At 43.5% G+C, this 22695-nt stretch carries 23 protein-coding genes, 21 tRNA genes and 1 rRNA gene; 34 read left to right on the top strand and 11 right to left on the bottom strand.

The features are described 5' to 3' along the window. Positions 1 to 75: 75 nt before the first annotated feature. From rrf to ABC374_RS22435, 22 genes are all read left to right on the top strand, one after another. Positions 76 to 191, top strand: a 5S ribosomal RNA gene (gene rrf / locus ABC374_RS22540). Positions 192 to 202: 11 nt separating this feature from the next. Then, positions 203 to 278 (top strand) — tRNA-Val (locus ABC374_RS22535). A 10-nt stretch (positions 279 to 288) separates the two neighbouring features. Next, a tRNA-Thr gene (locus ABC374_RS22530) sits at positions 289 to 364 on the top strand. A 20-nt stretch (positions 365 to 384) separates the two neighbouring features. After that, positions 385 to 460 (top strand) — tRNA-Lys (locus tag ABC374_RS22525). 8 nt (positions 461 to 468) lie between these two features. Further along, positions 469 to 550: transfer RNA gene (locus ABC374_RS22520), tRNA-Leu, on the top strand. Between the two features lie 8 nt (positions 551 to 558). Next, positions 559 to 633, top strand: a tRNA-Gly gene (locus ABC374_RS22515). A gap of 12 nt (positions 634 to 645) precedes the next feature. Continuing rightward, positions 646 to 734, top strand: a tRNA-Leu gene (locus tag ABC374_RS22510). A 9-nt stretch (positions 735 to 743) separates the two neighbouring features. Then, a tRNA-Arg gene (locus ABC374_RS22505) sits at positions 744 to 820 on the top strand. Between the two features lie 9 nt (positions 821 to 829). Next, positions 830 to 906 (top strand) — tRNA-Pro (locus ABC374_RS22500). A gap of 17 nt (positions 907 to 923) precedes the next feature. After that, positions 924 to 999 (top strand) — tRNA-Ala (locus ABC374_RS22495). 28 nt (positions 1000 to 1027) lie between these two features. Continuing rightward, a tRNA-Met gene (locus ABC374_RS22490) sits at positions 1028 to 1104 on the top strand. A gap of 10 nt (positions 1105 to 1114) precedes the next feature. Beyond that, a tRNA-Ile gene (locus ABC374_RS22485) sits at positions 1115 to 1191 on the top strand. 20 nt (positions 1192 to 1211) lie between these two features. Beyond that, positions 1212 to 1304 (top strand) — tRNA-Ser (locus tag ABC374_RS22480). 103 nt (positions 1305 to 1407) lie between these two features. Continuing rightward, positions 1408 to 1481: transfer RNA gene (locus tag ABC374_RS22475), tRNA-Met, on the top strand. 6 nt (positions 1482 to 1487) lie between these two features. Then, positions 1488 to 1563: transfer RNA gene (locus tag ABC374_RS22470), tRNA-Asp, on the top strand. A 23-nt stretch (positions 1564 to 1586) separates the two neighbouring features. Continuing rightward, positions 1587 to 1662: transfer RNA gene (locus tag ABC374_RS22465), tRNA-Phe, on the top strand. A gap of 16 nt (positions 1663 to 1678) precedes the next feature. Then, a tRNA-His gene (locus ABC374_RS22460) sits at positions 1679 to 1754 on the top strand. A 4-nt stretch (positions 1755 to 1758) separates the two neighbouring features. After that, positions 1759 to 1832, top strand: a tRNA-Gly gene (locus tag ABC374_RS22455). A gap of 5 nt (positions 1833 to 1837) precedes the next feature. After that, a tRNA-Ile gene (locus ABC374_RS22450) sits at positions 1838 to 1914 on the top strand. A 12-nt stretch (positions 1915 to 1926) separates the two neighbouring features. Next, positions 1927 to 2001, top strand: a tRNA-Asn gene (locus ABC374_RS22445). A gap of 1 nt (position 2002) precedes the next feature. After that, positions 2003 to 2093: transfer RNA gene (locus tag ABC374_RS22440), tRNA-Ser, on the top strand. Positions 2094 to 2096: 3 nt separating this feature from the next. Further along, a tRNA-Glu gene (locus ABC374_RS22435) sits at positions 2097 to 2168 on the top strand. Positions 2169 to 2209: 41 nt separating this feature from the next. On the opposite strand, the gene ABC374_RS22430 is transcribed toward ABC374_RS22435, so the two are convergent. Both ABC374_RS22430 and ABC374_RS22425 read right to left on the bottom strand, forming a co-directional pair. After that, entirely contained in the window at positions 2210 to 2959 is a 750-nt protein-coding gene (locus ABC374_RS22430; RefSeq protein ID WP_413019822.1) for a TraR/DksA C4-type zinc finger protein, read from the bottom strand. Positions 2960 to 3105: 146 nt separating this feature from the next. Then, positions 3106 to 4026 (bottom strand): 1,4-dihydroxy-2-naphthoate polyprenyltransferase, encoded by a 921-nt coding sequence (locus tag ABC374_RS22425; RefSeq protein ID WP_230178518.1) that lies wholly within the window; start codon positions 4024 to 4026, stop codon positions 3106 to 3108. A 299-nt stretch (positions 4027 to 4325) separates the two neighbouring features. On the opposite strand from ABC374_RS22425, the gene ABC374_RS22420 reads away from it, so the two are divergent. The 7 genes from ABC374_RS22420 (at position 4326) to ABC374_RS22390 (ending at position 12388) form a co-directional block, all read left to right on the top strand. Next, positions 4326 to 5735, top strand: a complete 1410-nt coding sequence (locus ABC374_RS22420; RefSeq protein WP_413019821.1) for an isochorismate synthase — start codon at positions 4326 to 4328, stop codon at positions 5733 to 5735. Beyond that, the gene (gene menD, locus ABC374_RS22415; RefSeq protein ID WP_413019820.1) at positions 5728 to 7479 is read left to right on the top strand and encodes a 2-succinyl-5-enolpyruvyl-6-hydroxy-3-cyclohexene-1-carboxylic-acid synthase; all 1752 of its coding nucleotides are present in this window, start codon (positions 5728 to 5730) and stop codon (positions 7477 to 7479) included. The genes ABC374_RS22420 and menD overlap by 8 nt, the downstream gene beginning before the upstream one ends. Beyond that, on the top strand, positions 7476 to 8297 hold the full coding sequence (gene menH / locus ABC374_RS22410; RefSeq protein ID WP_413019819.1) for a 2-succinyl-6-hydroxy-2,4-cyclohexadiene-1-carboxylate synthase: 822 nt from the start codon (positions 7476 to 7478) through the stop codon (positions 8295 to 8297). The genes menD and menH overlap by 4 nt, the downstream gene beginning before the upstream one ends. A 1-nt stretch (position 8298) precedes the next feature. Next, the gene (gene menB / locus ABC374_RS22405) at positions 8299 to 9117 is read left to right on the top strand and encodes a 1,4-dihydroxy-2-naphthoyl-CoA synthase (RefSeq protein ID WP_034310494.1); all 819 of its coding nucleotides are present in this window, start codon (positions 8299 to 8301) and stop codon (positions 9115 to 9117) included. A gap of 86 nt (positions 9118 to 9203) precedes the next feature. Next, positions 9204 to 10685 carry an o-succinylbenzoate--CoA ligase gene (locus tag ABC374_RS22400; RefSeq protein ID WP_413019818.1) on the top strand — a complete coding sequence of 494 codons (1482 nt, stop codon included), beginning with the start codon at positions 9204 to 9206 and terminating at the stop codon, positions 10683 to 10685. Beyond that, the gene (gene menC, locus ABC374_RS22395; protein ID WP_413020424.1) at positions 10682 to 11785 is read left to right on the top strand and encodes an o-succinylbenzoate synthase; all 1104 of its coding nucleotides are present in this window, start codon (positions 10682 to 10684) and stop codon (positions 11783 to 11785) included. The genes ABC374_RS22400 and menC overlap by 4 nt, the downstream gene beginning before the upstream one ends. A 453-nt stretch (positions 11786 to 12238) precedes the next feature. Then, positions 12239 to 12388 carry a hypothetical protein gene (locus tag ABC374_RS22390; protein WP_413019817.1) on the top strand — a complete coding sequence of 50 codons (150 nt, stop codon included), beginning with the start codon at positions 12239 to 12241 and terminating at the stop codon, positions 12386 to 12388. A gap of 45 nt (positions 12389 to 12433) precedes the next feature. Here ABC374_RS22390 and ABC374_RS22385 read toward each other — a convergent pair whose 3' ends face one another. Further along, positions 12434 to 13129, bottom strand: a complete 696-nt coding sequence (locus ABC374_RS22385) for a response regulator (protein WP_413019816.1) — start codon at positions 13127 to 13129, stop codon at positions 12434 to 12436. After that, positions 13122 to 14732: an ATP-binding protein gene (locus tag ABC374_RS22380; protein ID WP_350300371.1), complete on the bottom strand. Its 1611-nt coding sequence runs from the start codon at positions 14730 to 14732 to the stop codon at positions 13122 to 13124. The genes ABC374_RS22385 and ABC374_RS22380 overlap by 8 nt, the downstream gene beginning before the upstream one ends. Positions 14733 to 14872: 140 nt before the next feature. Here ABC374_RS22380 and ABC374_RS22375 point away from each other — a divergent pair, with 140 nt between their 5' ends. Continuing rightward, a complete protein-coding gene (locus ABC374_RS22375) occupies positions 14873 to 15937 on the top strand; it encodes a DctP family TRAP transporter solute-binding subunit (RefSeq protein WP_413019815.1) in 1065 nt (354 codons plus the stop codon). A gap of 59 nt (positions 15938 to 15996) precedes the next feature. Here the strand turns inward: ABC374_RS22375 and ABC374_RS22370 are convergent, their stop codons facing one another. From ABC374_RS22370 to yidD, 3 genes are all read right to left on the bottom strand, one after another. Then, entirely contained in the window at positions 15997 to 16167 is a 171-nt protein-coding gene (locus ABC374_RS22370) for a hypothetical protein (protein WP_413019814.1), read from the bottom strand. A gap of 379 nt (positions 16168 to 16546) precedes the next feature. Continuing rightward, positions 16547 to 17515 carry a metal ABC transporter solute-binding protein, Zn/Mn family gene (locus ABC374_RS22365; RefSeq protein WP_413019813.1) on the bottom strand — a complete coding sequence of 323 codons (969 nt, stop codon included), beginning with the start codon at positions 17513 to 17515 and terminating at the stop codon, positions 16547 to 16549. Positions 17516 to 17636: 121 nt separating this feature from the next. Continuing rightward, positions 17637 to 17858 (bottom strand): membrane protein insertion efficiency factor YidD, encoded by a 222-nt coding sequence (yidD, locus tag ABC374_RS22360; protein WP_413020423.1) that lies wholly within the window; start codon positions 17856 to 17858, stop codon positions 17637 to 17639. A 209-nt stretch (positions 17859 to 18067) separates the two neighbouring features. Between yidD and ABC374_RS22355 the strand changes: the two genes are divergently transcribed. Then, complete coding sequence (locus ABC374_RS22355; RefSeq protein ID WP_137019600.1) at positions 18068 to 18541, top strand: S-ribosylhomocysteine lyase; 474 nt, start codon at positions 18068 to 18070, stop codon at positions 18539 to 18541. 38 nt (positions 18542 to 18579) lie between these two features. Here the strand turns inward: ABC374_RS22355 and ytzI are convergent, their stop codons facing one another. Further along, positions 18580 to 18735: a YtzI protein gene (gene ytzI, locus ABC374_RS22350; protein ID WP_101225577.1), complete on the bottom strand. Its 156-nt coding sequence runs from the start codon at positions 18733 to 18735 to the stop codon at positions 18580 to 18582. A gap of 124 nt (positions 18736 to 18859) precedes the next feature. Here ytzI and ABC374_RS22345 point away from each other — a divergent pair, with 124 nt between their 5' ends. Beyond that, positions 18860 to 19300 (top strand): Dps family protein, encoded by a 441-nt coding sequence (locus ABC374_RS22345; RefSeq protein WP_413019812.1) that lies wholly within the window; start codon positions 18860 to 18862, stop codon positions 19298 to 19300. Positions 19301 to 19394: 94 nt separating this feature from the next. Here the strand turns inward: ABC374_RS22345 and ABC374_RS22340 are convergent, their stop codons facing one another. Next, positions 19395 to 19661, bottom strand: a complete 267-nt coding sequence (locus tag ABC374_RS22340; protein ID WP_396020578.1) for a DUF6154 family protein — start codon at positions 19659 to 19661, stop codon at positions 19395 to 19397. A gap of 226 nt (positions 19662 to 19887) precedes the next feature. On the opposite strand from ABC374_RS22340, the gene ABC374_RS22335 reads away from it, so the two are divergent. Further along, positions 19888 to 20238 (top strand): hydrolase, encoded by a 351-nt coding sequence (locus ABC374_RS22335; protein WP_413019811.1) that lies wholly within the window; start codon positions 19888 to 19890, stop codon positions 20236 to 20238. A 106-nt stretch (positions 20239 to 20344) separates the two neighbouring features. Continuing rightward, positions 20345 to 20815, top strand: a complete 471-nt coding sequence (gene ytkD, locus ABC374_RS22330) for an RNA deprotection pyrophosphohydrolase (RefSeq protein ID WP_413019810.1) — start codon at positions 20345 to 20347, stop codon at positions 20813 to 20815. A gap of 325 nt (positions 20816 to 21140) precedes the next feature. Here ytkD and ABC374_RS22325 read toward each other — a convergent pair whose 3' ends face one another. Both ABC374_RS22325 and ABC374_RS22320 read right to left on the bottom strand, forming a co-directional pair. After that, positions 21141 to 21932 (bottom strand): ABC transporter permease, encoded by a 792-nt coding sequence (locus ABC374_RS22325; protein WP_230160637.1) that lies wholly within the window; start codon positions 21930 to 21932, stop codon positions 21141 to 21143. Then, entirely contained in the window at positions 21922 to 22692 is a 771-nt protein-coding gene (locus ABC374_RS22320) for an ABC transporter ATP-binding protein (RefSeq protein WP_413019809.1), read from the bottom strand. Before ABC374_RS22320 ends, ABC374_RS22325 begins: the two co-directional genes overlap by 11 nt. Positions 22693 to 22695 lie beyond the last annotated feature (3 nt).

Here is a 22695-nt window from a genome sequence, read left to right as displayed (position 1 = left end):
GGAATGAAAATTTCTTCTTGCATTTTCTCAAAAAGACGTTATAATAATATATGTCTTGAAAAAATGTAAACATTGTTTGGTGACGATAGCGAAGAGGTCACACCCGTTCCCATTCCGAACACGGCAGTTAAGCTCTTCAGCGCCGATGGTAGTTGGGGGTTTCCCCCTGTGAGAGTAGGACGTCGCCAAGCAGGTTTTATATGGAGGATTAGCTCAGCTGGGAGAGCATCTGCCTTACAAGCAGAGGGTCGGCGGTTCGATCCCGTCATCCTCCACCATTTTACACCTGCCGGTGTAGCTCAACTGGTAGAGCAACTGACTTGTAATCAGTAGGTTGGGGGTTCAAGTCCTCTTGCCGGCACCATTTTAAGATAGTACAAGCACGAGCCATTAGCTCAGTTGGTAGAGCATCTGACTTTTAATCAGAGGGTCGAAGGTTCGAATCCTTCATGGCTCACCATTTTATATGCGGGTGTGGCGGAATTGGCAGACGCACCAGACTTAGGATCTGGCGCCGCAAGGCGTGGGGGTTCAAGTCCCTTCACCCGCATCTTACATGCGGAAGTAGTTCAGTGGTAGAATACAACCTTGCCAAGGTTGGGGTCGCGGGTTCGAATCCCGTCTTCCGCTCCACTTTTCGTATGTGCCGGGGTGGCGGAACTGGCAGACGCACAGGACTTAAAATCCTGCGGTAGGTGACTACCGTACCGGTTCGATTCCGGTCCTCGGCACCATCTTAATATGCGCCCGTAGCTCAATTGGATAGAGCATCTGACTACGAATCAGAAGGTTGTAGGTTCGACTCCCGCCGGGCGCACCATGTTTATTGCGGGAAGTAGCTCAGCTTGGTAGAGCACTTGGTTTGGGACCAAGGGGTCGCAGGTTCGAATCCTGTCTTCCCGACCACGTGATTTTTAATGAATGGGGCCTTAGCTCAGCTGGGAGAGCGCCTGCCTTGCACGCAGGAGGTCAGCGGTTCGATCCCGCTAGGCTCCACCATTTTTCAATCAGATACTTATATTATATTGGCGGTGTAGCTCAGCTGGCTAGAGCGTACGGTTCATACCCGTGAGGTCGGGGGTTCGATCCCCTCCGCCGCTACCAATAAATATAAGGACCTTTAGCTCAGCTGGTTAGAGCAGACGGCTCATAACCGTCCGGTCGTAGGTTCGAGTCCTACAAGGTCCACCATATTCATTTTTTAATGCCGTGGAGGTATACCCAAGTTCGGCTGAAGGGATCGGTCTTGAAAACCGACAGGGGAGTCAAATCCCGCGGGGGTTCGAATCCCTCTACCTCCTCCATTTTTTTAAAAAAGCAGCAAGTTGTTTTTAAACAACCTTACATAGAGGAAGCGAAAAAACGATATACACGAAAACTTGATGCAAATCGTTTCATTATTACCGTCGCGGGGTGGAGCAGTCCGGTAGCTCGTCGGGCTCATAACCCGAAGGTCGCAGGTTCAAATCCTGTCCCCGCAATTATTAGGTCCCGTGGTGTAGCGGTTAACATGCCTGCCTGTCACGCAGGAGATCGCGGGTTCGATTCCCGTCGGGACCGCCATTTTTTAAATTTAATACAAATGGGGCTCAGTAGCTCAGTCGGTAGAGCAAAGGACTGAAAATCCTTGTGTCGGCGGTTCGATTCCGTCCTGAGCCACCATATCTTTCATATTACGGCGGTTGTGGCGAAGTGGTTAACGCACCTGATTGTGGTTCAGGCATTCGTGGGTTCGATTCCCATCAGTCGCCCCATTTCGCGGGTGTAGTTTAGTGGTAAAACCTCAGCCTTCCAAGCTGATGATGAGGGTTCGATTCCCTTCACCCGCTCCAAATATGGGCCTATAGCTCAGCTGGTTAGAGCGCACGCCTGATAAGCGTGAGGTCGATGGTTCGAGTCCATTTAGGCCCACCATATTCATATTGTTCCGCAGTAGCTCAGTGGTAGAGCATTCGGCTGTTAACCGAACGGTCGTAGGTTCGAGTCCTACCTGCGGAGCCATGGGGAAGTACTCAAGAGGCTGAAGAGGCGCCCCTGCTAAGGGTGTAGGTCGCGCGAGCGGCGCGAGGGTTCAAATCCCTCCTTCTCCGCCATTTGGCCCGTTGGTCAAGCGGTTAAGACACCGCCCTTTCACGGCGGTAACACGGGTTCGAATCCCGTACGGGTCATAACAAAAAAGGAAGCATACATTCATGTATGCTTCTTTTTTTCATTTCTTTTCATTGACATAACTATCTTTTTGTTTATAAGGGATGTCCCCAAGCAGGGAATCGATATTTTCTTCTTCTAATGTATCTTCATATTCCTTTTGCTTTTTGTTCGGTATATCCACCCTATTTTTACCTTCGATATCATTTGCTGCAAATCCTTCATAGTCTTCTGGAAATCCATCCGTTTCATCTTCGGTTTTATAAAGGTCATTATAATTGTCATGATCGCCGGTGTAATCAGATGGCGTTTCGGATGTACCGAATTTGGCGACTTCACCAAAGCTATCCTCTTTATCCACTATTTCATTTCCATGACGGTTTTCAAAATGATCACCCTTGGATGGAATCAATATATCCTCTTCCACTGGTCGCTCTTGTGTATTAGGACCTTCCGGGGCATGCTCGACACAGTAGAGGGTGCTTGGGATCGCTTCAAGCCTCTCGATGGGGATTTCCCTATTGCAGGTTTTACACTGGCCATACGAACCTTCTTCCATTGCTTTTAATGCTTCCTCGATTTTCTCCATTTCTGATTGTGCATGCTCATCGAGTGCTTGATTCCGTTCCATCTCGAATAATTCGGTTCCTAGGTCAGCAGGATGATTATCATAAGATGATAATTCCCCTACGGATTCCGTCTGGCTTTTATCCAGAACGGATTGTTCATCATTTTGAATTCTACTACTTAATTCATTTCTTTCTTGAAGCAGTTCCTTTTTTAATTTTTGCGTTTGATGTTTCGTTGCCATATCCTATTCACTCCTTCTAAAGTCCAAATCTCATTTTATATTGGTAAGATGGTTGTATTATCTATTACCCGAATTGGAGTATAGGAAAACAATATGCATCGGAACATAGAAAAAAGGACTGAGCGGATGAGCTCAGTCCTCGGAGATTATATAAGATAGCTGATGAATAATCCAATGGCCATGAGTAAGCCAAAGAAGGTGTTCGTTTGGGCCGTGGCTTTCATTGCCGGGACCATCGTGATCGGCTGTGTTTTGCCTACGAAGCCTTTGATTGCGGCCATGGCCTTCGGTATGCTAAGGAAGGCAAGGAGAATCCACGCCGTTACGCTTCCGGTAAGGACTAGCCCAACAAGCCATAGATAAGAGAAGGCGAACATTATTGCCATGAATGTCAGGGCGTTTTTCCTGCCCATCACTACAGGCATCGTTTTGCGCCCATGAGCCTTATCTCCATCATGGTCACGTAGGTTATTGGATAAGTTGATCAGCCCAACCAAAATCCCACTTGGAATGGCAATTAAGATGGCTGTTGAAGAAACATCACCGGTTTGAATGAAAAAGGCGATCAAGATTATCAAAAAGCCCATGAACAATCCAGAAAAAAGTTCCCCGAATGGTGTATATGAAATGGGCAGGGGACCGCCTGTATAAAGATAGCCGACAAGCATGCAAACCAGTCCTACTGCAGCAAGCCACCAAGATGATGCGGCACAGATATAGATTCCAATTATCAAGGCGATGGCATACATGCATAGGGCCAAGCTCATGATTAGTTTGGGGGTCATCCCATGACGGACGATCCCGCCGCCGATGCCTACGGATTCCTCCGTATCCAAGCCTCTCTTGAAATCGTAGTATTCATTGAATAAATTGGTTGCAGCTTGAATCAGGATACTGGCAATCATCATGGCAGCGAAGAGTAACCAATTCACTCCATCTTCCAAAAGTGCAATCACAGTTCCAAGTAAGACTGGGACAAAAGCTGCGGTTAGTGTATGTGGACGTATTAACTCCCACCAAATCTTCCAGGTCCGTTTAAGGGGAAGTCCATCGTATTCTGTTTGCATTATTTCTCTCCTCAAAATCATTATTGGTTCTCTCGAAATTATAACAAATATTGAAATGTTGCACAAAAGGTTATCCTAATAAATGCAGGAAAAGTGGGTAAGGGCGATAATTGGAATTCCTGGATGATCCATTTCCAAAATCCAGGGTATTTCTCTACATTCGCTAAGATTCATATAATAAGGAAAAAAGCAGGAAAGAATCGTTCGGTAAAGGGGCGTTTTATTGACATGGGGTTCAAGTGAGGTGTATCTTTAAATAGGTTAAAAAGCTTTTAAAATGTACATTTGGGGGGATTTTTTTGGCTATCTCAGAGGAAACTGAACAGTTTCGGGGACTGGCTTCAGCTATACAAAAGGCGAAGGACTTGAATGATCAAGTTCTATTCAGTCATATTAAGAAGATTAAATGCAACAACCCCCTTTCATTTTATCAAGCTGGAAGAGAACGGTACGCGGGTGAACGCTTTTTCTGGGAGGACCCTGCAAAGGAAATAACCATCACCGGTTTAGGCAATGTTAAGAAACTCAAAGCGGCATCGAATGCCGAACGTTATAGAGAAGTCGAAAAGAGCTGGATCAAACTGCAGAATAATGCTGTCAAAACAGGAGTGACCGATGTAGAAGCGACAGGTCCTTTACTGTTTGGGGGCTTTTCTTTTGATTATGAAACTGACAGTACGCTCCTTTGGAATCAGTTCGGGGACAACCTTTTTTATATACCTGCCTTCATGCTGTCAATAGTGGGGAAACAAGCTTACTTAACGACAAACTTACTTTGTTCGCCTGATGATTCAGAAAAACTCTTCATAGATATGATAAATGAACGGGAAGCTTTCCTTTTCGAAAGCTTGGATGGTAATGGATTGGGTGCAAATTCCCTGGTTATGCAGAGGGAAGTCGAACCTGAGGAATGGAAGCGGACGGTCGCAGAGGCTGTTCAGGAAATCAAGACGACAGATCTCGACAAAATCGTTTTGGCAAGGGAGCTTCGACTTGGTTTTGAACGTTCCATCGATTCAGGGAAAGTGCTTGAACAATTGATTGCTGAGCAGCCGTTGAGTTATATTTTCAGTTTGGAGGCTGGTGGTGACTGTTTTGTCGGTGCCACCCCTGAACGTTTGATTAAGAAACAGGGAAATGAAGTTTTTTCTACCTGTCTTGCTGGATCGATGGGACGAGGGAAAGATGAGCAGGAAGATGTTTGTCTTGGTGAAGAATTGCTTCATGACGAAAAGAATTTACAAGAACATCAATATGTCGTTTCGATGATATCCAATGCCTTTGATTCAGTATGCGAAAAGGTGGTGGTCCCGGCCGGACCGACACTTATGAAAAACCGTCATATCCAGCATTTGTACACACCGGTCCGGGGTATATCAAAGGAAGGTGTCACGATTTTTGAATTTGTCGAGAATCTCCACCCAACACCTGCTATGGGAGGACTTCCCAAAGAAAAGGCCGTTGTCCGAATTCGGGAAATGGAAGGTCTGGAACGTGGCTTTTATGCAGGTCCCTTAGGCTGGGTGGATACGTATGGAAACGGGGAATTCGCTGTTGGGATACGTTCTGCACTAATACAGAATAATGAGGCATCGCTCTTTGCCGGTTGCGGAGTAGTGGAAGATTCGACTCCCGAAAGTGAATACCGGGAAACGGGGATTAAATTCAATCCGATGTTAAGTGCTTTAGGAGGAAATCTTAATGAATGACCGAGATGCATTGACAGCTTATGCTGCTTCATTCGTCGATGAGCTGGCACAAAATAAGGTGAAGCATGTGGTGGTGAGCCCTGGTTCACGATCCACACCCCTGGCTTTGTTGCTGGTGGAACATCCTGATATTGAAATTCATATTAATGTGGATGAGCGTTCGGCTGCTTTTTTTGCCCTTGGTTTGGCTAAGGCCCTAAAAGAACCAGTCGGACTTCTTTGTACGTCAGGTACAGCCGCTGCAAACTATTACCCAGCCGTCATTGAGGCTTTCTATTCAAGAGTGCCGCTTATTGTACTTACCGCTGACCGCCCGCATGAATTGCGTGATGTCGGAGCCCCGCAGGCGATCGATCAGATACACCTTTACGGGAGACATGTAAAATGGTTTGTCGAAATGGCACTTCCTGAAAGCACGGATGGGATGATGCGGTATGCCAGAACGGTCGGTGCAAGGGCAGTGGCAACAGCTGCAGCTGAACCTGCAGGGCCTGTGCATTTGAATTTCCCACTTCGCGAACCATTGATTCCTGATTTGGAGCAAGCAAAGGAGTGCAGGCAAAATAAAATGAAGCCTGCAGTGTTGATTGAAAGTGGAGAACTGTCACTGTCATCATCACAAATAGAAGCGGTTGCAACTACATTGTCACAAGCTAAGCAAGGTATGATTGTATGTGGCGAATTACCTCATCCAGAGATGAAGGAAGCCATCGTCGCATTAGCGGAAAAACTTGCTTTTCCGGTACTGGCTGATCCCCTTTCACAGTTAAGGAGCGGAAGTCATGACAAAGCCGTAATTATTGATTCTTATGATACGTTTCTACGCGATGAAACGGCAAAAGCGGCTTTCAGGCCGGAAGTGATCTTGCGATTCGGGGCAATGCCTGTTTCTAAACCGTTATTGTTATTCATGAAAAAACAAAAACAGGCAATCACTTTGGTCGTCGATGGCGGAGCAGGCTGGCGCGAACCAGCCGGATTGGCGACGAATATGATTTACAGCGAAGAGAAAGATTTTTGTTTGCGAATTTCTGAAAGCATTACTCCCTCTCCTGATGATGAATGGCTTCGGTTATGGCAAACCGTCAACGGAGCGACGAAGGAGGCCTTAGCCTCCGTCAGGGATGAAGCGGAGTTAAGCGAAGGCAAGCTTTTCGCCCTGCTTGCTGATATGATGCCGTTGGAATCGACGTTATTTGTCGGGAATAGTATGCCCATACGCGATTTGGATACTTTCTTTTTGAATAATGGAAAAGGAATCAAAACCATTGCAAATCGTGGGGCGAATGGTATCGATGGTGTCGTTTCCACTGCGCTTGGCGTAAGCACGGTATCAAAAAATACAGTGCTGGCAATCGGGGATTTAAGCTTTTTCCATGATATGAATGGCTTGCTTGCGGCAAAACTTCAAAAACAAAATATCACGATATTGCTGGTTAATAATGATGGCGGCGGCATTTTCTCCTTCTTGCCGCAGGCGAATGAGAGGGAACATTTCGAAACGCTATTCGGCACGCCTCATGGGCTTGATTTTTCCCATACTGCCGAGCTTTATGGCGGTAAATACAACAAGGTCCAAAATTGGGATGAGTTAGAGAATGTATTTACAGAGTCATTCGAAATCCAAGGACTCAAAATCATTGAAGTTCCGACAGAAAGAGAGTCCAATCTACAAAAGCATCGAAATTTGTGGAGCTTTGTTTCCCAGGAAATAAAAATGGTGTTAGACAAGGAAATATCATGAATATTGTCAGTAAGGATGTCAATTATGCTGTTGAAATAACGGGAAATGGAGATCCTCTTGTACTTTTACATGGATTTACGGGAAATCGGGATACATGGAAATTCCTCATTCCGCTACTGAGTGACAGGTATACGCTGATCATGGTTGATATCATCGGTCATGGCATGTCTGCATCACCAGCCGATCATCGAAGGTATGAGATGGAGCGTGTCGCTGAGGATATCAAGTATATTTTGGATGTGTTACATTTCCCGAAAGCCCATATCCTTGGATACTCGATGGGCGGAAGACTCGGATTGGGATTTGCCTGTTTGTTTCCTGAGTATGTTGATACATTGATATTGGAGAGCGCTTCACCGGGCCTTTTAACAGAAGGGGAACGGGAAATCCGTAGGGAAAATGATCGGAAGCTTGCCGAAAGGATACTTGAAAATGGCATGGAAGCGTTTGTACTTCAATGGGAAAACATCCCGCTGTTTGAAAGTCAAAAACGGTTGTCGGCCAAAACCAGGTCGGCCATTCGGGAGCAGCGGTTGGCAAATGACCCTACCGGCCTTTCCAATAGCCTGCTTGGTATGGGGACCGGCAATCAGGCTTCATACTGGGAACAACTGCAAACCCTTGATTTCCCTGTGCTCCTTGTTACCGGTGAGCTTGACCGGAAGTTTTGTCGAATTGCGGACTCGATGAAAAAAAAGCTGAAGCGGGCCGAATGGAAAATAATAAATGATGCGGGACATGCGATTCATGTGGAAGTTGGAGAAAAGTTTGGTAAAATAATAAGTGAGTTTTTAAAGCGAAATAAAAGGAGGAATTAAGATGACGATTCAATGGGAAACAATACGTGAGTATGATGAAATTTTGTATGAAAAATATAACGGGATTGCGAAAGTGTCCATCAATCGACCACATGTACATAATGCATTCACGCCAAAAACGACTGCTGAAATGATTGATGCATTCGCAAGAGCGCGTGATGATTCCAGCATTGGTGTCATTATTTTAACAGGTGTAGGCGGCAAAGCATTCTGTTCAGGCGGAGACCAAAAAGTACGCGGAAATGGCGGATATGTGGGTGAAGATAACATTCCGCGTCTAAATGTTCTTGATCTGCAACGTTTGATTCGCGTAATTCCAAAACCGGTCGTAGCCATGGTTGCAGGATATGCAATTGGCGGCGGTAATGTCTTGAACGTGGTATGTGACTTGACGATTGCTGCTGACAATGCAATTTTCGGACAAACTGGACCGAATGTAGGAAGCTTTGATGCTGGTTATGGTTCTGGCTACCTTGCACGTATCGTGGGTCATAAAAAGGCGCGTGAAATCTGGTACCTATGCCGTCAATACAATGCACAGGAAGCATTGGATATGGGATTGGTCAACACAGTCGTACCATTAGACCAATTAGAAGCGGAAACGGTTAAATGGTGTGAAGAGATGCTTGAGAAGAGCCCTACTGCACTTCGTTTCTTGAAAGCGGCAATGAACGCTGATACGGATGGCCTTGCAGGTCTTCAACAATTGGCTGGTGACGCTACACTTTTATACTATACAACAGAAGAAGCAAAAGAAGGCCGCGACGCATTCAAAGAAAAGCGCACTCCGGACTTTGGGCAATTCCCTCGTTTCCCTTAATGAAACGCGTGAATCGATGAGACTGACAGCTTGGCGGAAAAACGCCGGGCTGTTTTCTATATCAAAATGGAAGAGGGTAAGCAGCAATGGCAGAAGAAAAGTTGCCGAACTGGCTGAAAAATCGGGCGCATCTTTCACCGGGGCGCCCGGCAATCGAGTTTGAAGGTCATACGTATAGCTTTCTTGAACTGCATACATTATCGGAGAAGATGGCTGGTAAGCTGGCAAGCATTGGTCTGGGCTCCGGTGATTCATGCGCGGTTTTGCTCCGTAACCATATTGATGGTGTTGTAGTTATCCATGCACTTTTTTATCTCGGTGTGAAGATTGTGATGCTGAATAATAAGTTAACGGCAAAAGAGCTGTCCTGGCAGATCGAGGATAGTGGGACTACCTATTTGGTTTCAGAAGGTGCCTTCTCCGACAAACTTTCTAATATTGGTGAGATTCTCCCGGAATTGAACCTTAATTTAATGGAAGAATTGCCGGATGAAGCCACGGCGGAGATACTTCAAGAGTTTTACCTTGAGGATACCGCAACGATCATGTATACATCAGGTACGACAGGAAATCCAAAGGGTGTGATCCAAACATTCGGCAACCATTGGTGGAGTGCAGTAGGGTCAGTTCTGAACCTTGGATTGCATGAGGAGGATTCTTGGTATTGTGCGGTTCCGATCTTTCATATTAGCGGTTTATCCATCTTGATGAAAAATGTGATTTATGGCATGAAAGTCGTTTTGGCTGAACGTTTCGATGAACGGGAAGCAAACCGGAGCATCCAGGAAAATGGCGTGACGATCATTTCGGTCGTGACGGCGATGCTGAATAGGATGGTGCAGGATATGAAGGGAACAAGCTATCCAAAATCTTTCCGCTGTTTCCTGTTGGGCGGCGGCCCTGCACCCGTCCATTTGCTTGAGGTATGTAAGGAGAAAGGGATTCCCGTTTATCAAACATATGGGATGACAGAAACATCTTCACAGATTGTGACACTGGCACCGGAATATAGCATGACAAAAATCGGCTCTGCGGGAAAGCCTTTGTTTCCTTCGCAGTTACGGATAGAGAAAGAAGGCACGATGTGTGAACCGGGTGCAGTGGGTGAAATCGTGGTTTCAGGTCCGAATGTCACGAAAGGTTATTTTAATCGGATGGACGCTACACAGCAAGCGATTACCGATGGATGGCTTTATACCGGGGATCTTGGTTATCTTGACGAGGAAGGCTTTTTATATGTGCTTGACCGACGTTCGGATTTAATCATCTCCGGCGGTGAAAATGTCTATCCGGCCGAGATTGAAAACGTCCTCAGTATGCATCCTGATGTTTTCGAAGCGGGAGTGACGGGGACTGACGATGAAAAGTGGGGACAGGTCCCGCTTGCTTTTGTTGTCTTGCATCAAGGTGCAGAGCTTGATGAGAGCGAACTGCTGGAATATTGCAGGGGATATTTAGCATCCTATAAGATTCCCCGGAACGTGATTTTTTGTAATGAGCTTCCCCGTAATGGCGCTAGCAAGCTTCTGAGACGGAAACTGAAGAAGGAGATGGGGGAATGGCAATGAAGTTATCCTCCATTTCCCTAAAGCACATTAAGGCCCCTTTAAAACGGCCATTCAAGACGCATCTCGAAACGGTAAGCGATCGGGAAGTGATAATTGTCGAAGCCATGGATAAGGATGGATTGATTGGATACGGGGAAGCTGTGCCTTTTGCAAGTCCTTGGTATACCGAGGAAACGACCAAAACATGCTTTCATATGTTGGAGGACTTCTTAATCCCGCTAACATTGGCCAGTCAGATCAAGCATCCTGATGAGCTGCCGAACTTATGGAGCGGAATCAAGCGGAATGCAATGGCGAAGTCGGCTTTAGAGCAGGCAATCCTCGATTTATATGCGAAGCAGAAAGGAGTCTACCTTGGACGGCTGTTTGGCGGCGAACGAAGTGAAGTGGCCGCTGGCGTAGTCATTGCATCGAATGATATAGAAGATGCGATGCGCCAGATCGAGGATTTTTCCGGATCCGGTTATCAGCGATATAAAATAAAAATAAATCCTCAAAATGATCTGGAGTTTTTAGCAGAAATCCGTCGGGCCTATCCCGATATCCCGCTCATTGCAGATGCCAATTCAGCGTACACTCTCGATGACATCACACACCTTCAGAAGCTTGATGTGTTTAAGCTGATGATGATTGAGCAGCCGCTGGGGCATGACGACATTGTGGAACATTCATTTTTGCAGAAACAGCTGCAGACACCCATTTGCCTTGATGAAAGCATAAATTCATTTCATGATGCCAAAAGTGCACTGTCGCTCCAGAGCTGTGGGGTCATCAACATTAAGATGGCTAAAGTCGGCGGCTGGATGGAAGCTGTAAGAATCCATGATCTATGCCTGGGAAATGATGTGCCAGTTTGGTGCGGCGGTATGATTGAATTTGGCATTTCACGTGCACATAATATTGCACTTGCCACATTAAAAGGATTCACGATTCCCGGGGATATATCATCTTCATCCCGTTATTGGGATGAAGATATAATATATCCTGAAGTACTTGTCGAAAATGGCATGATCCAAGTTCCCGATAAAGCTGGAATCGGTTTTGCCATCAATGAAAAGCGGCTAAAGGAATTGACTACATATAGTAAACTGTACAAGTGAAACATCAAAGGAGGTGCACGGCCCACCTCTTTTGATCAAATATTAATCCTATCTCCTTTTACTCCCACGGGCTATGTAACTCACCCAATTAGTACTTTATTGGACGGAAACCCCACCCTTTTGGAAAATGATTTTAATAGGATACTAACAAATCAGTTCATTGTTTTTTCTGTTAAAACTCATATTAAATTGAAGAAATTTGCGACCTTCTGCCGAATAACTCGCTAGCCAAGATTACGCTAGATACTTGCTTTGATGAGGCTTGGCAGACTGTCGGCGGAAAGGGAACGAGTGACTGAAATCAACCAGGAACTTTTTTTAATTGTCCAGATTGACAGGATAGATCATAATTTTTTTTCGGAAAATGGGGCTTTGTCTATTTTTTCTTTATTGGATTATTTTGTATAATGAATTTAAAAGAATGGCAACCAAGGGAAAGGGAGGGGAGAGTGTATGAAGAAAAAACCGTACCTTATTGCGGAGATTCTACTAAGAAGGGGCATGCCGGACTATGTCATTAAAGAAGTGACGGCATTGGAAGAGTGTGAGCTGTTTCTTTTGAAGAAAAAGTGGGGCCTATATGACCGGAAGACAGGTGCGTAAAGATGAAAGTAAAAGGGAACCGTTTCGAGCCGGTCCCCATGCGTTTTATGGTTTTTTAAGCCGGTATCTATTGACTGGACGGCCTATGCTGCCATATTGTACGTCAAGCTGAAGGACTTCTTCGCCATGCAAGTATTCAAGATAGCGCCTTGCTGTAACTCTGGCGATTCCAATCCCATCAGCCACTTCTTCTGCAGATAGTGAACCAGGCTGGGTCTTAATGAACTTCGTCACTTGCTCAAGAGTCGCGCCATTCAATCCTTTCGGAACATCATATTTCGGACTCGCTTCAGATTGTGTTTTATTTTGAAAGAGGATTCGGTCGAGCTGATTTTGAGAAATTTGATGGTCAGGTTCAACCTCCATCCGAAAAGCAAAGTATTGCTCCAGAGTATGTTTTAGCCTATCGAATTTAAATGGCTTGATTAAATAGTCAAAAGCCCCGTTCTGTATCATTTTTCGAATCGTTTTCTGATCATTTGCCGCTGAAATGATGATGACATCCACATCCATTTGCTCTTTTCTGATTTGATAAAGCGTATCAACCCCGTTTAAAGATGGCATGAAGATGTCCAAAATGACAAGGTCGGGTTTAGACTGCTTGATTTTTTCCAGCCCTTCAAGCCCATTTGAAGCTGTATCAACGACTTTAAAGGCAGGCAGGCGCTCGATGAACTGTTTGTTGACCTCTTGGACCATTGGGTCGTCTTCAATTAAAAGTACACGAATTTCGTTAGTCATTTTGGTTCTCCTCTATATCGTGCATCGGAAAAGAAAGAAAAAAGCTTGTTCCTTCGTCAGGGCGTGTCGTGAATTTCATTTCGCCGTTCGCTTTTTTTACAATTTGGTCTATTAGATAAAGACCAATTCCTGATCCTTCCGCACCCTTTGTTGTAAAACCATACTCGAATATATCTTTATGAATGTCCTCTGGAATGCCGGGTCCATTATCCTCAAGCACGATTTGACAATGACGGTCATCCTGGTAGATGGATAGATAAACCTGTTTTGTTTCCTCTGAACAATGCTTTAGCGCTGCGAATGAGTTTTCGATCAGGTTTCCGATTATCAAAACAAAATCGTGATGATCCAAATCAGCGGGGAAGCGGTCCAATTTCGTGTGCTTGTCCATGATGAGCTCGATTCCGAGTTCCCTACCCAAGGAGATCTTACTTAATATCAGCCCCACTAAATTATCATCGTGAATGTGCTTCGTTAAAAACCTGGTCAATTCCTCTTGTTCTTCCGTAATCTGAAAAATGTAATGCAGCGCTTCGTCAAGATTGCCTAGCTGGATCAATCCTGCTATCGTATGAAGTTTGTTCATATGTTCATGGTTTTGAACTCGCAGGGCTTCAACGAATGCTTTGACACTAGTCAACTCTTCAGCTAGCTTCGTCACATCGGTGCGATCCTGGAATATGGCCACGGCACCAATCGTTTTATCCGCAATCTTTATTGGTACCCGGTTGCTTACAATATTCCTGTTTTGAACGGAGATTTCCTGATTGAAGATGGGAGATGTCCGGTCAAGCACTTCCGGGAGACGGGTATCATGTATAATATCATTGATATTCTTGCCAATGACCGCACCGTTAATATTGAATATTTGCTTAGCCTTTTCATTGAAAATCGTGATTGTCTGATTATTATCTATGGCGATCACCCCTTCATGCATGGCATTGAAAGCGGCTGTCCTTTCAACTAACATCCGTGAAATTTCATGGGGTTCAAGTTGGAAGGTCTCTTTTTTTATCCTTCTTGCCATGAGCCATGAGCCGCATACACCGAATAGAAGTGTAAGGACCAGGATAATCGCGATTTCGCCTTTCAAGTCCTTGATTAATTCCGGTATCGTAGGCAAGATATTCCCAACCAGTACGACGCCGATTTGCTCTCTATCTCTATCAAGGATCGGGACAAAGGCGCGGACAGAAATGCCAAGTTCACCAGCAGCCTTTGAAAGGTATTCGTGTTCAGCGAACGCAGCGCTTTCGTCGCTGCTGCTAGATGGGGTCCCCAATTGACTGAACACCGGGTGGGAATAGCGTATATGCTGATTGTTGAGTACAACTATATAATCCGCTTGATGGATTTTCCTTAAGTTTTCAATAATCGGATTAAGCTGCGTCCATCCTTCAGGCTCACGGACCAATTTTTGTACTTCAGGGAGTTCGGCGATGGTATGGGCAGTGATCATGGATCGTTTGCCGATTTCATCCTCCCTGACCGAAACGATATTTCCGAATATAAAAATCCCGCCTATTAGTATCGAAAACGCGACGATTACAAATGATAGCAGGGTGATTTTAATTTGAATGGGCATATGAAAGGATTTATCCATTGTTTTTCCTCCATTACTTCTATACTTTATAGTAACAGAATTTCTATCACTTTTCGCTATTTTTCGCGCATTGTATTACGACAGGAAAAAGCTGTGATAGAATAGTGATAATGTGAAGTGAGCGGTGAGGAGTTGTCGGTATGCGTGCATTATGGGGGTACTTCTTATTAATTGGTTTGGGGCTGTTGATAGCCGTGTATATATCGTTTCAATCGTTCTTTACAAGCTTCGGTTTCAATTTGCCGAAGGATGAGGAGCAGGTCGGGATGAAGGATCAAATCGTGATTAAGTTCAGTCATGTCGTTGCCGAAAATACACCTAAAGGGCTAGCGGCGAACCGATTTGCCAAACTGGTCGATGAATATACAGGTCATCGTGTCAAAATTGAAGTTTATCCTAATCAGTCATTATATAGTGATCATGAAGAAATCGAAGCATTACAAGAAAACAAGGTGCAGATGATTGCACCGACTACATCTAAAATTACGAGCATATCAAAGAAATGGATGCTATTGGACCTCCCTTACGTCTTTCCAACGGACGCTGCCTTGCAGGAAGCGTTGAATGGGGAAGTGGGGGAAGAGCTGCTAAAGCAGCTGAATACCATCGATATCGAGGGACTTGCATTTTGGTCGAATAACTATAAACAGATGACAAGCAATAAACCGATACGGCATCCAAGTGATTTTGCCGGAAAGAATTTTAGAATCATGCCAAGTGCAGTATTGGAAAGCCAATTCAAGCATTTTGGGGCGACAACTTCTGAGCTGGAGTTTAATGAAACGTTTAAAAGCCTTGAAATCAATGAAACGGACAGCCAGGAAAATACGATTTCGAATATCTATTCCAAGAAATTATATGAGGTGCAAAAATATTTAACGATCAGTGATCATGGCTATTTAGGGTATGTAGTCATGATAAACAAACAGTTTTGGAACAAACTCCCTTTGGATATTCAGCAGCAAATCCAAAGGGCGATGGATGATACAACGAAATGGCTATGGATCAAATCAAATGAATTAAATCAGGAACAGCTTCGGGAAATCCAGCAAAAATCGAATATCGACATCTATACACTGTCAGATGAAGAAAAGAAAGAATGGATGGATGAGATGACTGTCATTTATCCGGATTTCGAACCAACGATTGGAACCGAATTGATGACGAAAATGGAAAAGATTCGTGAGAAACATTTAAAGGAATAACTAACGTAAGGGAATCCCATTGAAAGGGGTTCCCTTCTTCTTTATCGTTCCCGATAGAATTACTTGTCTGGATTTTGTAAAAAATCAATCATCTCTTCATAATCATATGTTTTTAAAACCAAACCATTTTCATCAAACACGGTGAATGCAGGTTCTTTCTTTAATTCAAGTTTTGGATATTGCTCATTCAATGACTTGTAAGATGCTACAATTTGTAATTGGGCCCACATTGGTGATATTACTCTCTAAATCAAATGTAATTTCTTTACCAACGGCTTGGAGCGAATACTTATGACCCTCACTAGGCAAAAGATTCGGATGAATTATAGCATAATCATCTTTTTCATCCGTGCAAGCAATTAGCATCGATAGGAGTAGAAACGTTAAACTTCCATTTATGATCTTTTTCATATTTTTCCCTCTCTAAGCTTAAATTTAATTATTCCATAAATTGGCTATCGGCAATCAATTTGCTTTGTCTAGAACCGAAACTCCAACTCAAATAAGGGCAGGTATTTTTGCTGAAAGCTGACAAAACGAAAAAGAACTCTTTATAGTACCGAGGTACAAAAAAGAAGCGGATCCAATAGGGATCCGCTTCTTTCTCGTCTATTGCAATGCAGTTTGCAGTGTCTTGATGTTCTTTTCCATTAAACTGAAGTAATCTTCGCCGGCTTCGATATCTTTATCCGTCAACACTGAAAGGTTATGGAGCTCAAGTGATTTCGCTCCCATTTCCTTTTGGATGATTTCGGTTAGTTTAGAACTGATATTCTGTTCAAAGATGACGTAGTTCAAGTCTTCTTCTTCAGCCATGGTTACGATTTTCCCCAGTTCCTTTTGAGAAGGTTCGTTTGATGACGTAAGTCCTGTCACGCCAATTTGTTCCAATCCGTAGCGTTCCTCCCAATACCCATATGCAGAATGGGAAACGATGATTTTATTGGTACGGCCCGACTCGATCGTCGTCTCGAATTTTTCATCAAGTGCCTCAAGCTTTTCGGAAAGCTCATTGAATTGGCTGTTGAAATATTCTTCCTGTTCCGGCATTTTTTTCGTTAATTCGTCCTTGATGGTTTTAGCCATGTCAATGGAATAGACGGGATCTAACCACAAATGCGGATTAACGCCCCCATGGTCATGACCGTCTTCTTCATGTGCATGTTCGTCTTCATGTGCATGTTTCTCTTCGTGTCCATGCTCTTCTTCATCAAGATGAACCGTTTCGCCCACCGCAATTGTGCTGACGCCTTCTTTGCTTAGAATTGGTTCAGCTTTGGTTACAAAGCCTTCAAGATTATAGCCAATATAGAAAAACAGGTCTGACTCAGCCATTTTCACAATATCTTTTTGAGAGGGTTCGAATGAGTGTTCATCCGTTCCGGGAGGATAAACGGTCTCGACATTCACGTACTCCCCGCCAATGGCCTCCGTGAAGTATTGTAAAGGGTAAACCGTCGTATATATATCCAAGGCATCCTTGGTTTCTTCTTTACTCGATTCTCCCTTTGAGTTGCCGCAGGCTGACAGAAATACCGCAGTAACAAGGAAAAGTGAGAGCAATGCTCGAATTTTCATATGAAATGCTCCTTTATAATTCGTATTGATTACGATTTGGATTTTATGTGGTAAAAACGAAATGATTACGATTTGACTTCTGTATGATACAAAAGATTGCAAAAGAAAGCAAGGTTTTTTTCTATTGGTCCTCACTTTTTTCTTTTTTTTCGGGAACAAGGTCAATGCCCCCTGGATGAAACGGATGACATTTAAGAATCCGGATGAGTGCTAACCAGCTTCCTTTTATAGGTCCGAAACGATTGATCGCTTCCAAACCATAATGGGAACAAGTTGGGTAAAAACGGCAGGTGGGCGGTTTTAATGGAGAAATAGAAACTTGGTAAAAACGGATGATTCCCATTAATAATTTTTTCAACACGATGCTTTCAGCTCTTTTCGAGTAATTTGACTATCCTCAATTATAGCATATTTTCTAAATTTCCAATAAGGGTAAAAAAGGAATGAGCATATTGGTAATCCGATTGATATAATGAGAATTAATTTTAAAGGATGAAATATATTGTTATTCAAGGTAAAATAGAGATGACATACAATTAAGGAGTGAATTAAATGCCTTCAGTTGAAAGCTTTGAATTAGATCATAACGCTGTTAAAGCCCCATATGTTAGACATTGCGGTGTCCATAAGGTAGGAACAGACGGTGTTGTTAATAAATTTGATATCCGTTTTTGCCAGCCGAATAAACAAGCGATGAAGCCGGATACGATCCATACCCTGGAACACTTGCTTGCATTCAATATCCGTAAGCATTCCGAGCGCTACGATCACTTTGATATCATCGACATTTCGCCAATGGGATGTCAAACAGGATATTACCTTGTGGTAAGCGGCGAGCCGACAGTGACGGAAATCATCGATGTTCTTGAAGATACATTCAAGGATGCCGTTACAATTACCGAAATTCCTGCTGCAAACGAAAAACAATGCGGCCAAGCAAAATTGCATGATCTTGAAGGAGCTAAGAAATTGATGAATTTCTGGCTTGCACAAGATAAAGAAGATCTTCATAAAGTTTTTGGTTAATAAAAAAAGTTCCTGTCTATTTGTGACAGGAACTTTTTTCATTTTTCGGGTTCTTCTTTTTTTCCCTCATCCTCGGGCAAAGGTTCGACGGGATCCACTGTATGCTTGTAGCTATAACCTTTTCCGATTGTTAGGACCGATAATGCCAATACAATCAGAATCACAATGATGGAGATAACTAAAACCGTAATCATACTTTACAGCTCCTAACGTTCACAATTTAGATTCATTTTAGCATAAGAACCTAGTCAGTTAATGTTTCAATTTTTGAATAGAGGGAAATATAAAGGTATAACCAACTTACGGAGGTAGATATTTATGGCTCAGAAAAAATTAGGAACTTTAGTGAATAAGGAAATTGCAAACTTCAGTGTTCTTTATACGAAAATTCATAATTACCACTGGTTCGTGAATGGACCGCACTTCTTTGAACTTCACCAAAAATTGGAGGAATTATACAAAGAAGTGACATCCAACTATGACGAATTGGCTGAAAGACTATTGGCCATTGGTGAAAAGCCAGTTGCTACCCTTAAAGAGTACATGGAATTAACTACGATCGAAGAAGCGACAGGTAAAGAAAATACAGAAGATATGGTTCAAAGCGTCATCAGTGATTTTGAGAAGCTTTCCGAAGAGTTCCTGGAAATCATCGAAGTTGCCGAACAAGAAGATCCGGTTACGGCTGATATGCTGACAGGCATGAAGAAAAGCTTAAACAAACATGCATGGATGCTGCGAGCGTATTTAGGACATTAAGATTTAGGAAAAGCCCTGCTTCGGTAGGGCTTTTTTTTATGGGGAAAACAATAAAAAAGGCATCCATCAAAAGAGGGACACCTGAAGGTATGTATTAATGAATATTCCTAGGCGGAAAATGTGTAGGTTTCGTGTCGTCCATACTATTTTGAGCGAACTTCCCTTTTAACGTTTCAATAATGTAAAGGCCCATCAAATTGGTCAGTTCTTGATCATCCATCTCTTGAAGCAATTCGAAAATTTCCTTGCGGTCAAGCTGTTCCAGAACCGCAAAAGTAAGCATATCAATATCTTCTTCATCACCAGTCATCTTATCACGGTACATATTGTATAATTCTTCAATTAACTTCAAAACTCTCACCTCACATTTATTAGAAATCCGTTATCTCTTTATATGTAGGTTATCAAAAAAACCTCTGGGTGCATATAAAAATCTTAAGGGATGCTTGGGCTTATTATATGTTTTACCCTTTGAAAGATACTTTAATCTATTATTTAACATCTTTGTTCTTCTGTAAACAAAATTTTCCATTGTATGAAGTCGGGAAATACGTGAAAAATAAGCGTAGGATATATGGAAAGGGTGGATGGATGTGTCTGAAAACAGGAAAAAATATTACATTTGGCTTCCGAATGGGCAGATAACACAAGATAGGGAAAGTTCTCCATGGAATTTCGAAATCGAGGCGACAGATAATGAAATCATAAAATTACGTGAATTATTTGATTATAATTATTCAGTAGGGGAAGAAAATTTTTACCGGGCGCATGTCCCATACCTTCAATATCATTTTGACCGTGAAAATGATAAACAGGATATAACACTCCAAAAAATTTACGAGATGATTTATGCCCTGGGTACTGAAGAAGGAAGACGGCATATAGAAAGCATGGGAATTTTACAGGCAAAACCAGCAGACGATGGCCTCGAATATTGAGGGTCCATCGTTTTTTTGATGGATTCTTGCTGGATAGTGTTTTTTTAAACCCATATAATGAATGATGGGGCATAGCATTATTTCTTATACGGAGAGAAGGGGAAAAATGAAACGTTTTCTTGATAAGAACGGATATAAGGTTGAATTCTCCGAGAATCCTGTATTTGGAGAGTCTTGGCATGTTTTTGTACTTTGCAGATATAAGGGCAGTTGGGTATTGACCAAACACAGAGAACGGGGATTGGAGTTTCCTGGAGGTAAACGGGAAGCAGGGGAATCGATTGAAGAAACAGCCATACGTGAAGTGTATGAAGAAACAGGAGGCTTGGTGGGCCAGCTGCAATTTTTGGGACAATATAAGGTACATCATCCGGTCAAGCCATTTGTTAAATCGATATACTATGCTGCATTGCGTGGGGTAGAAAAGAAACAAAATTACCTGGAAACGGATGGCCCGGTCTTTTTAGAAGCATTGCCGGATATACTCGGTGAGGAGTTTAGCTTCATCATGAAAGATGAGATTGTACCGTTGAGCTTATCAAGATTGGATGAGGGCACTTTGCTGAGAAACGATTGAATCGCCGGTACTCACGAGTAAATGGCCGAAATTCTCGAGTAAAAAGGCAAAATTCACGAGTAAATGGCCGAAATTCACGAGTAAATGGCCTAAACTCACGAGTAAACAGCAGAAATTCACGAGTAAAAAGGCAAAATTCACGAGTAAACCGCCGAGAATACGTGTAAACCGCATGAATTCAAGAGTAAAAGCCTTATTCACGAGTAAATCGCCGAAACTCACGAGTAAACAGCCGAAACTCACGAGTAAACAGCCGAAACTCAACTAAATTCATTTTTCGCCTCTAGCATGAATGAAAAACTGCCGAGGTTTATCGGCAGTTTGGTTAGTCTTTGATTAATTTTCTCTCGAGCAGTTCGACTAGTTGATACATGATTGTGGCAAATACGGCAATGATCATTAAGGCAAGCATTACGAGGGTGAAGTTGAAGACTTGAAAGCCATAAATGATTAGGTAGCCGAGTCCTTTGGCTGAAACAAGGAATTCCCCTACGATGACGCCGACCCAGGAGAGGCCGACATTCACTTTCAATGTTGAGATGATCGTTGGGAAGGAGGCGGGTAATATGGCTTCCCGAAAAGCTTGTGTTCTCGTGGCGCCAAAAGTTTGGAGCACCTTCAGGTAGTTCGGGTCCACTTCGCGAAATGCGGTGTAGACGACGATGGTGGTGATGATGATGGAGATGATCGCCCCCATCGAGATGATGGATGGAAAGCCAGGGCCGAATGCTACGATGATGATGGGACCGAGTGCCACTTTCGGCATGGCATTTAAAATGACGAGATAGGGGTCAAGTGTTTTGGATAATCTTGGCGACCACCATAGCAGGGATGCCAGGATCGTTCCAAGTAGTGTCCCTATGATAAAGCCGAGAACGGTCTCGAATAGGGTCACTCCGGAATGGGATAGCAGTGTTCCATCACCCAATTTCTGTATGAAAAGATGCCACACTTTAGTTGGGGAGCTGAAGATGAGCGGATCGATCACTTCCATTCTGGATAAAAGTTCCCAACTGCTGAAAAAAACGATGAAAATCAGGATCTGATAAAAGCGAATGAGCCTGTTTTCTTTTTTTAATGAGGTTTTATATTGGTTATGAAGCTGTTCAATATTCAAGGCTCTCAAGCTCCTTCCAGATCGTTTGGAATATGGTCGGATACTGTGGATGGTTGCGTGCATGGAAAGGCGTGAGTTCCCGCAGTTCATCGGGCACCTTGAAGGTTTTGTGCACACTTCCCGGGTTCGCGGAAAACAGATAGATGCGGTCACTCATTGCAATGGCTTCACCGATATCATGGGTGACGAGCACAGCTGTCTTTCCGAAGGATTTCAGGGTTTCAAAAACAAGGTCTTCCAGCTTCAACTTCGTTTGGTAATCAAGAGCCGAAAACGGTTCATCAAGCAAAAGGATTTTTGGGTCGACCGCCAGTGTCCGTGCCAGTGCAGCCCTTTGCCTCATTCCTCCCGAGAGTTCGCGCGGATATAATTTTCCGGTGCCTCCCAATCCAACGTCACTTAAAAGTTTCAGCGTTTTTATTCTCTCAAGGCCTTCATCTTTTTTAATCAGTTTCAATCCTAATAATATATTTTCTTCAATCGTCTTCCATGGAAATAGATAATCCTGCTGCAGCATATAGCCGATTGATAGGTCACTGTTGGCTTTCAGCGGTTTGTTTTCGAGCAGGATCTTTCCTGCAGTGGGTGGAAATAGCCCGGCGATGATGGAAAGCAGGGTGGTTTTTCCGCAGCCGCTCGGACCTAGAAAAGAGACGAATTCACCTTTTTCAATGTCGAGGGAAATGTCCGCTAGTGCGGTCGCTGCCGTCTGATTTGAAAAATAAGTATGGTGAATGTCTTGGATTTTTAAAAAGCTCATCTG

The organism is Peribacillus phoenicis, from assembly GCF_047238085.1.
In the GTDB taxonomy this organism is placed as follows: Bacteria; Bacillota; Bacilli; order Bacillales; family DSM-1321; genus Peribacillus.
Note: the sequence above shows the minus strand (reverse complement) of the source record. Positions and strands in the feature narration are given on the sequence as shown.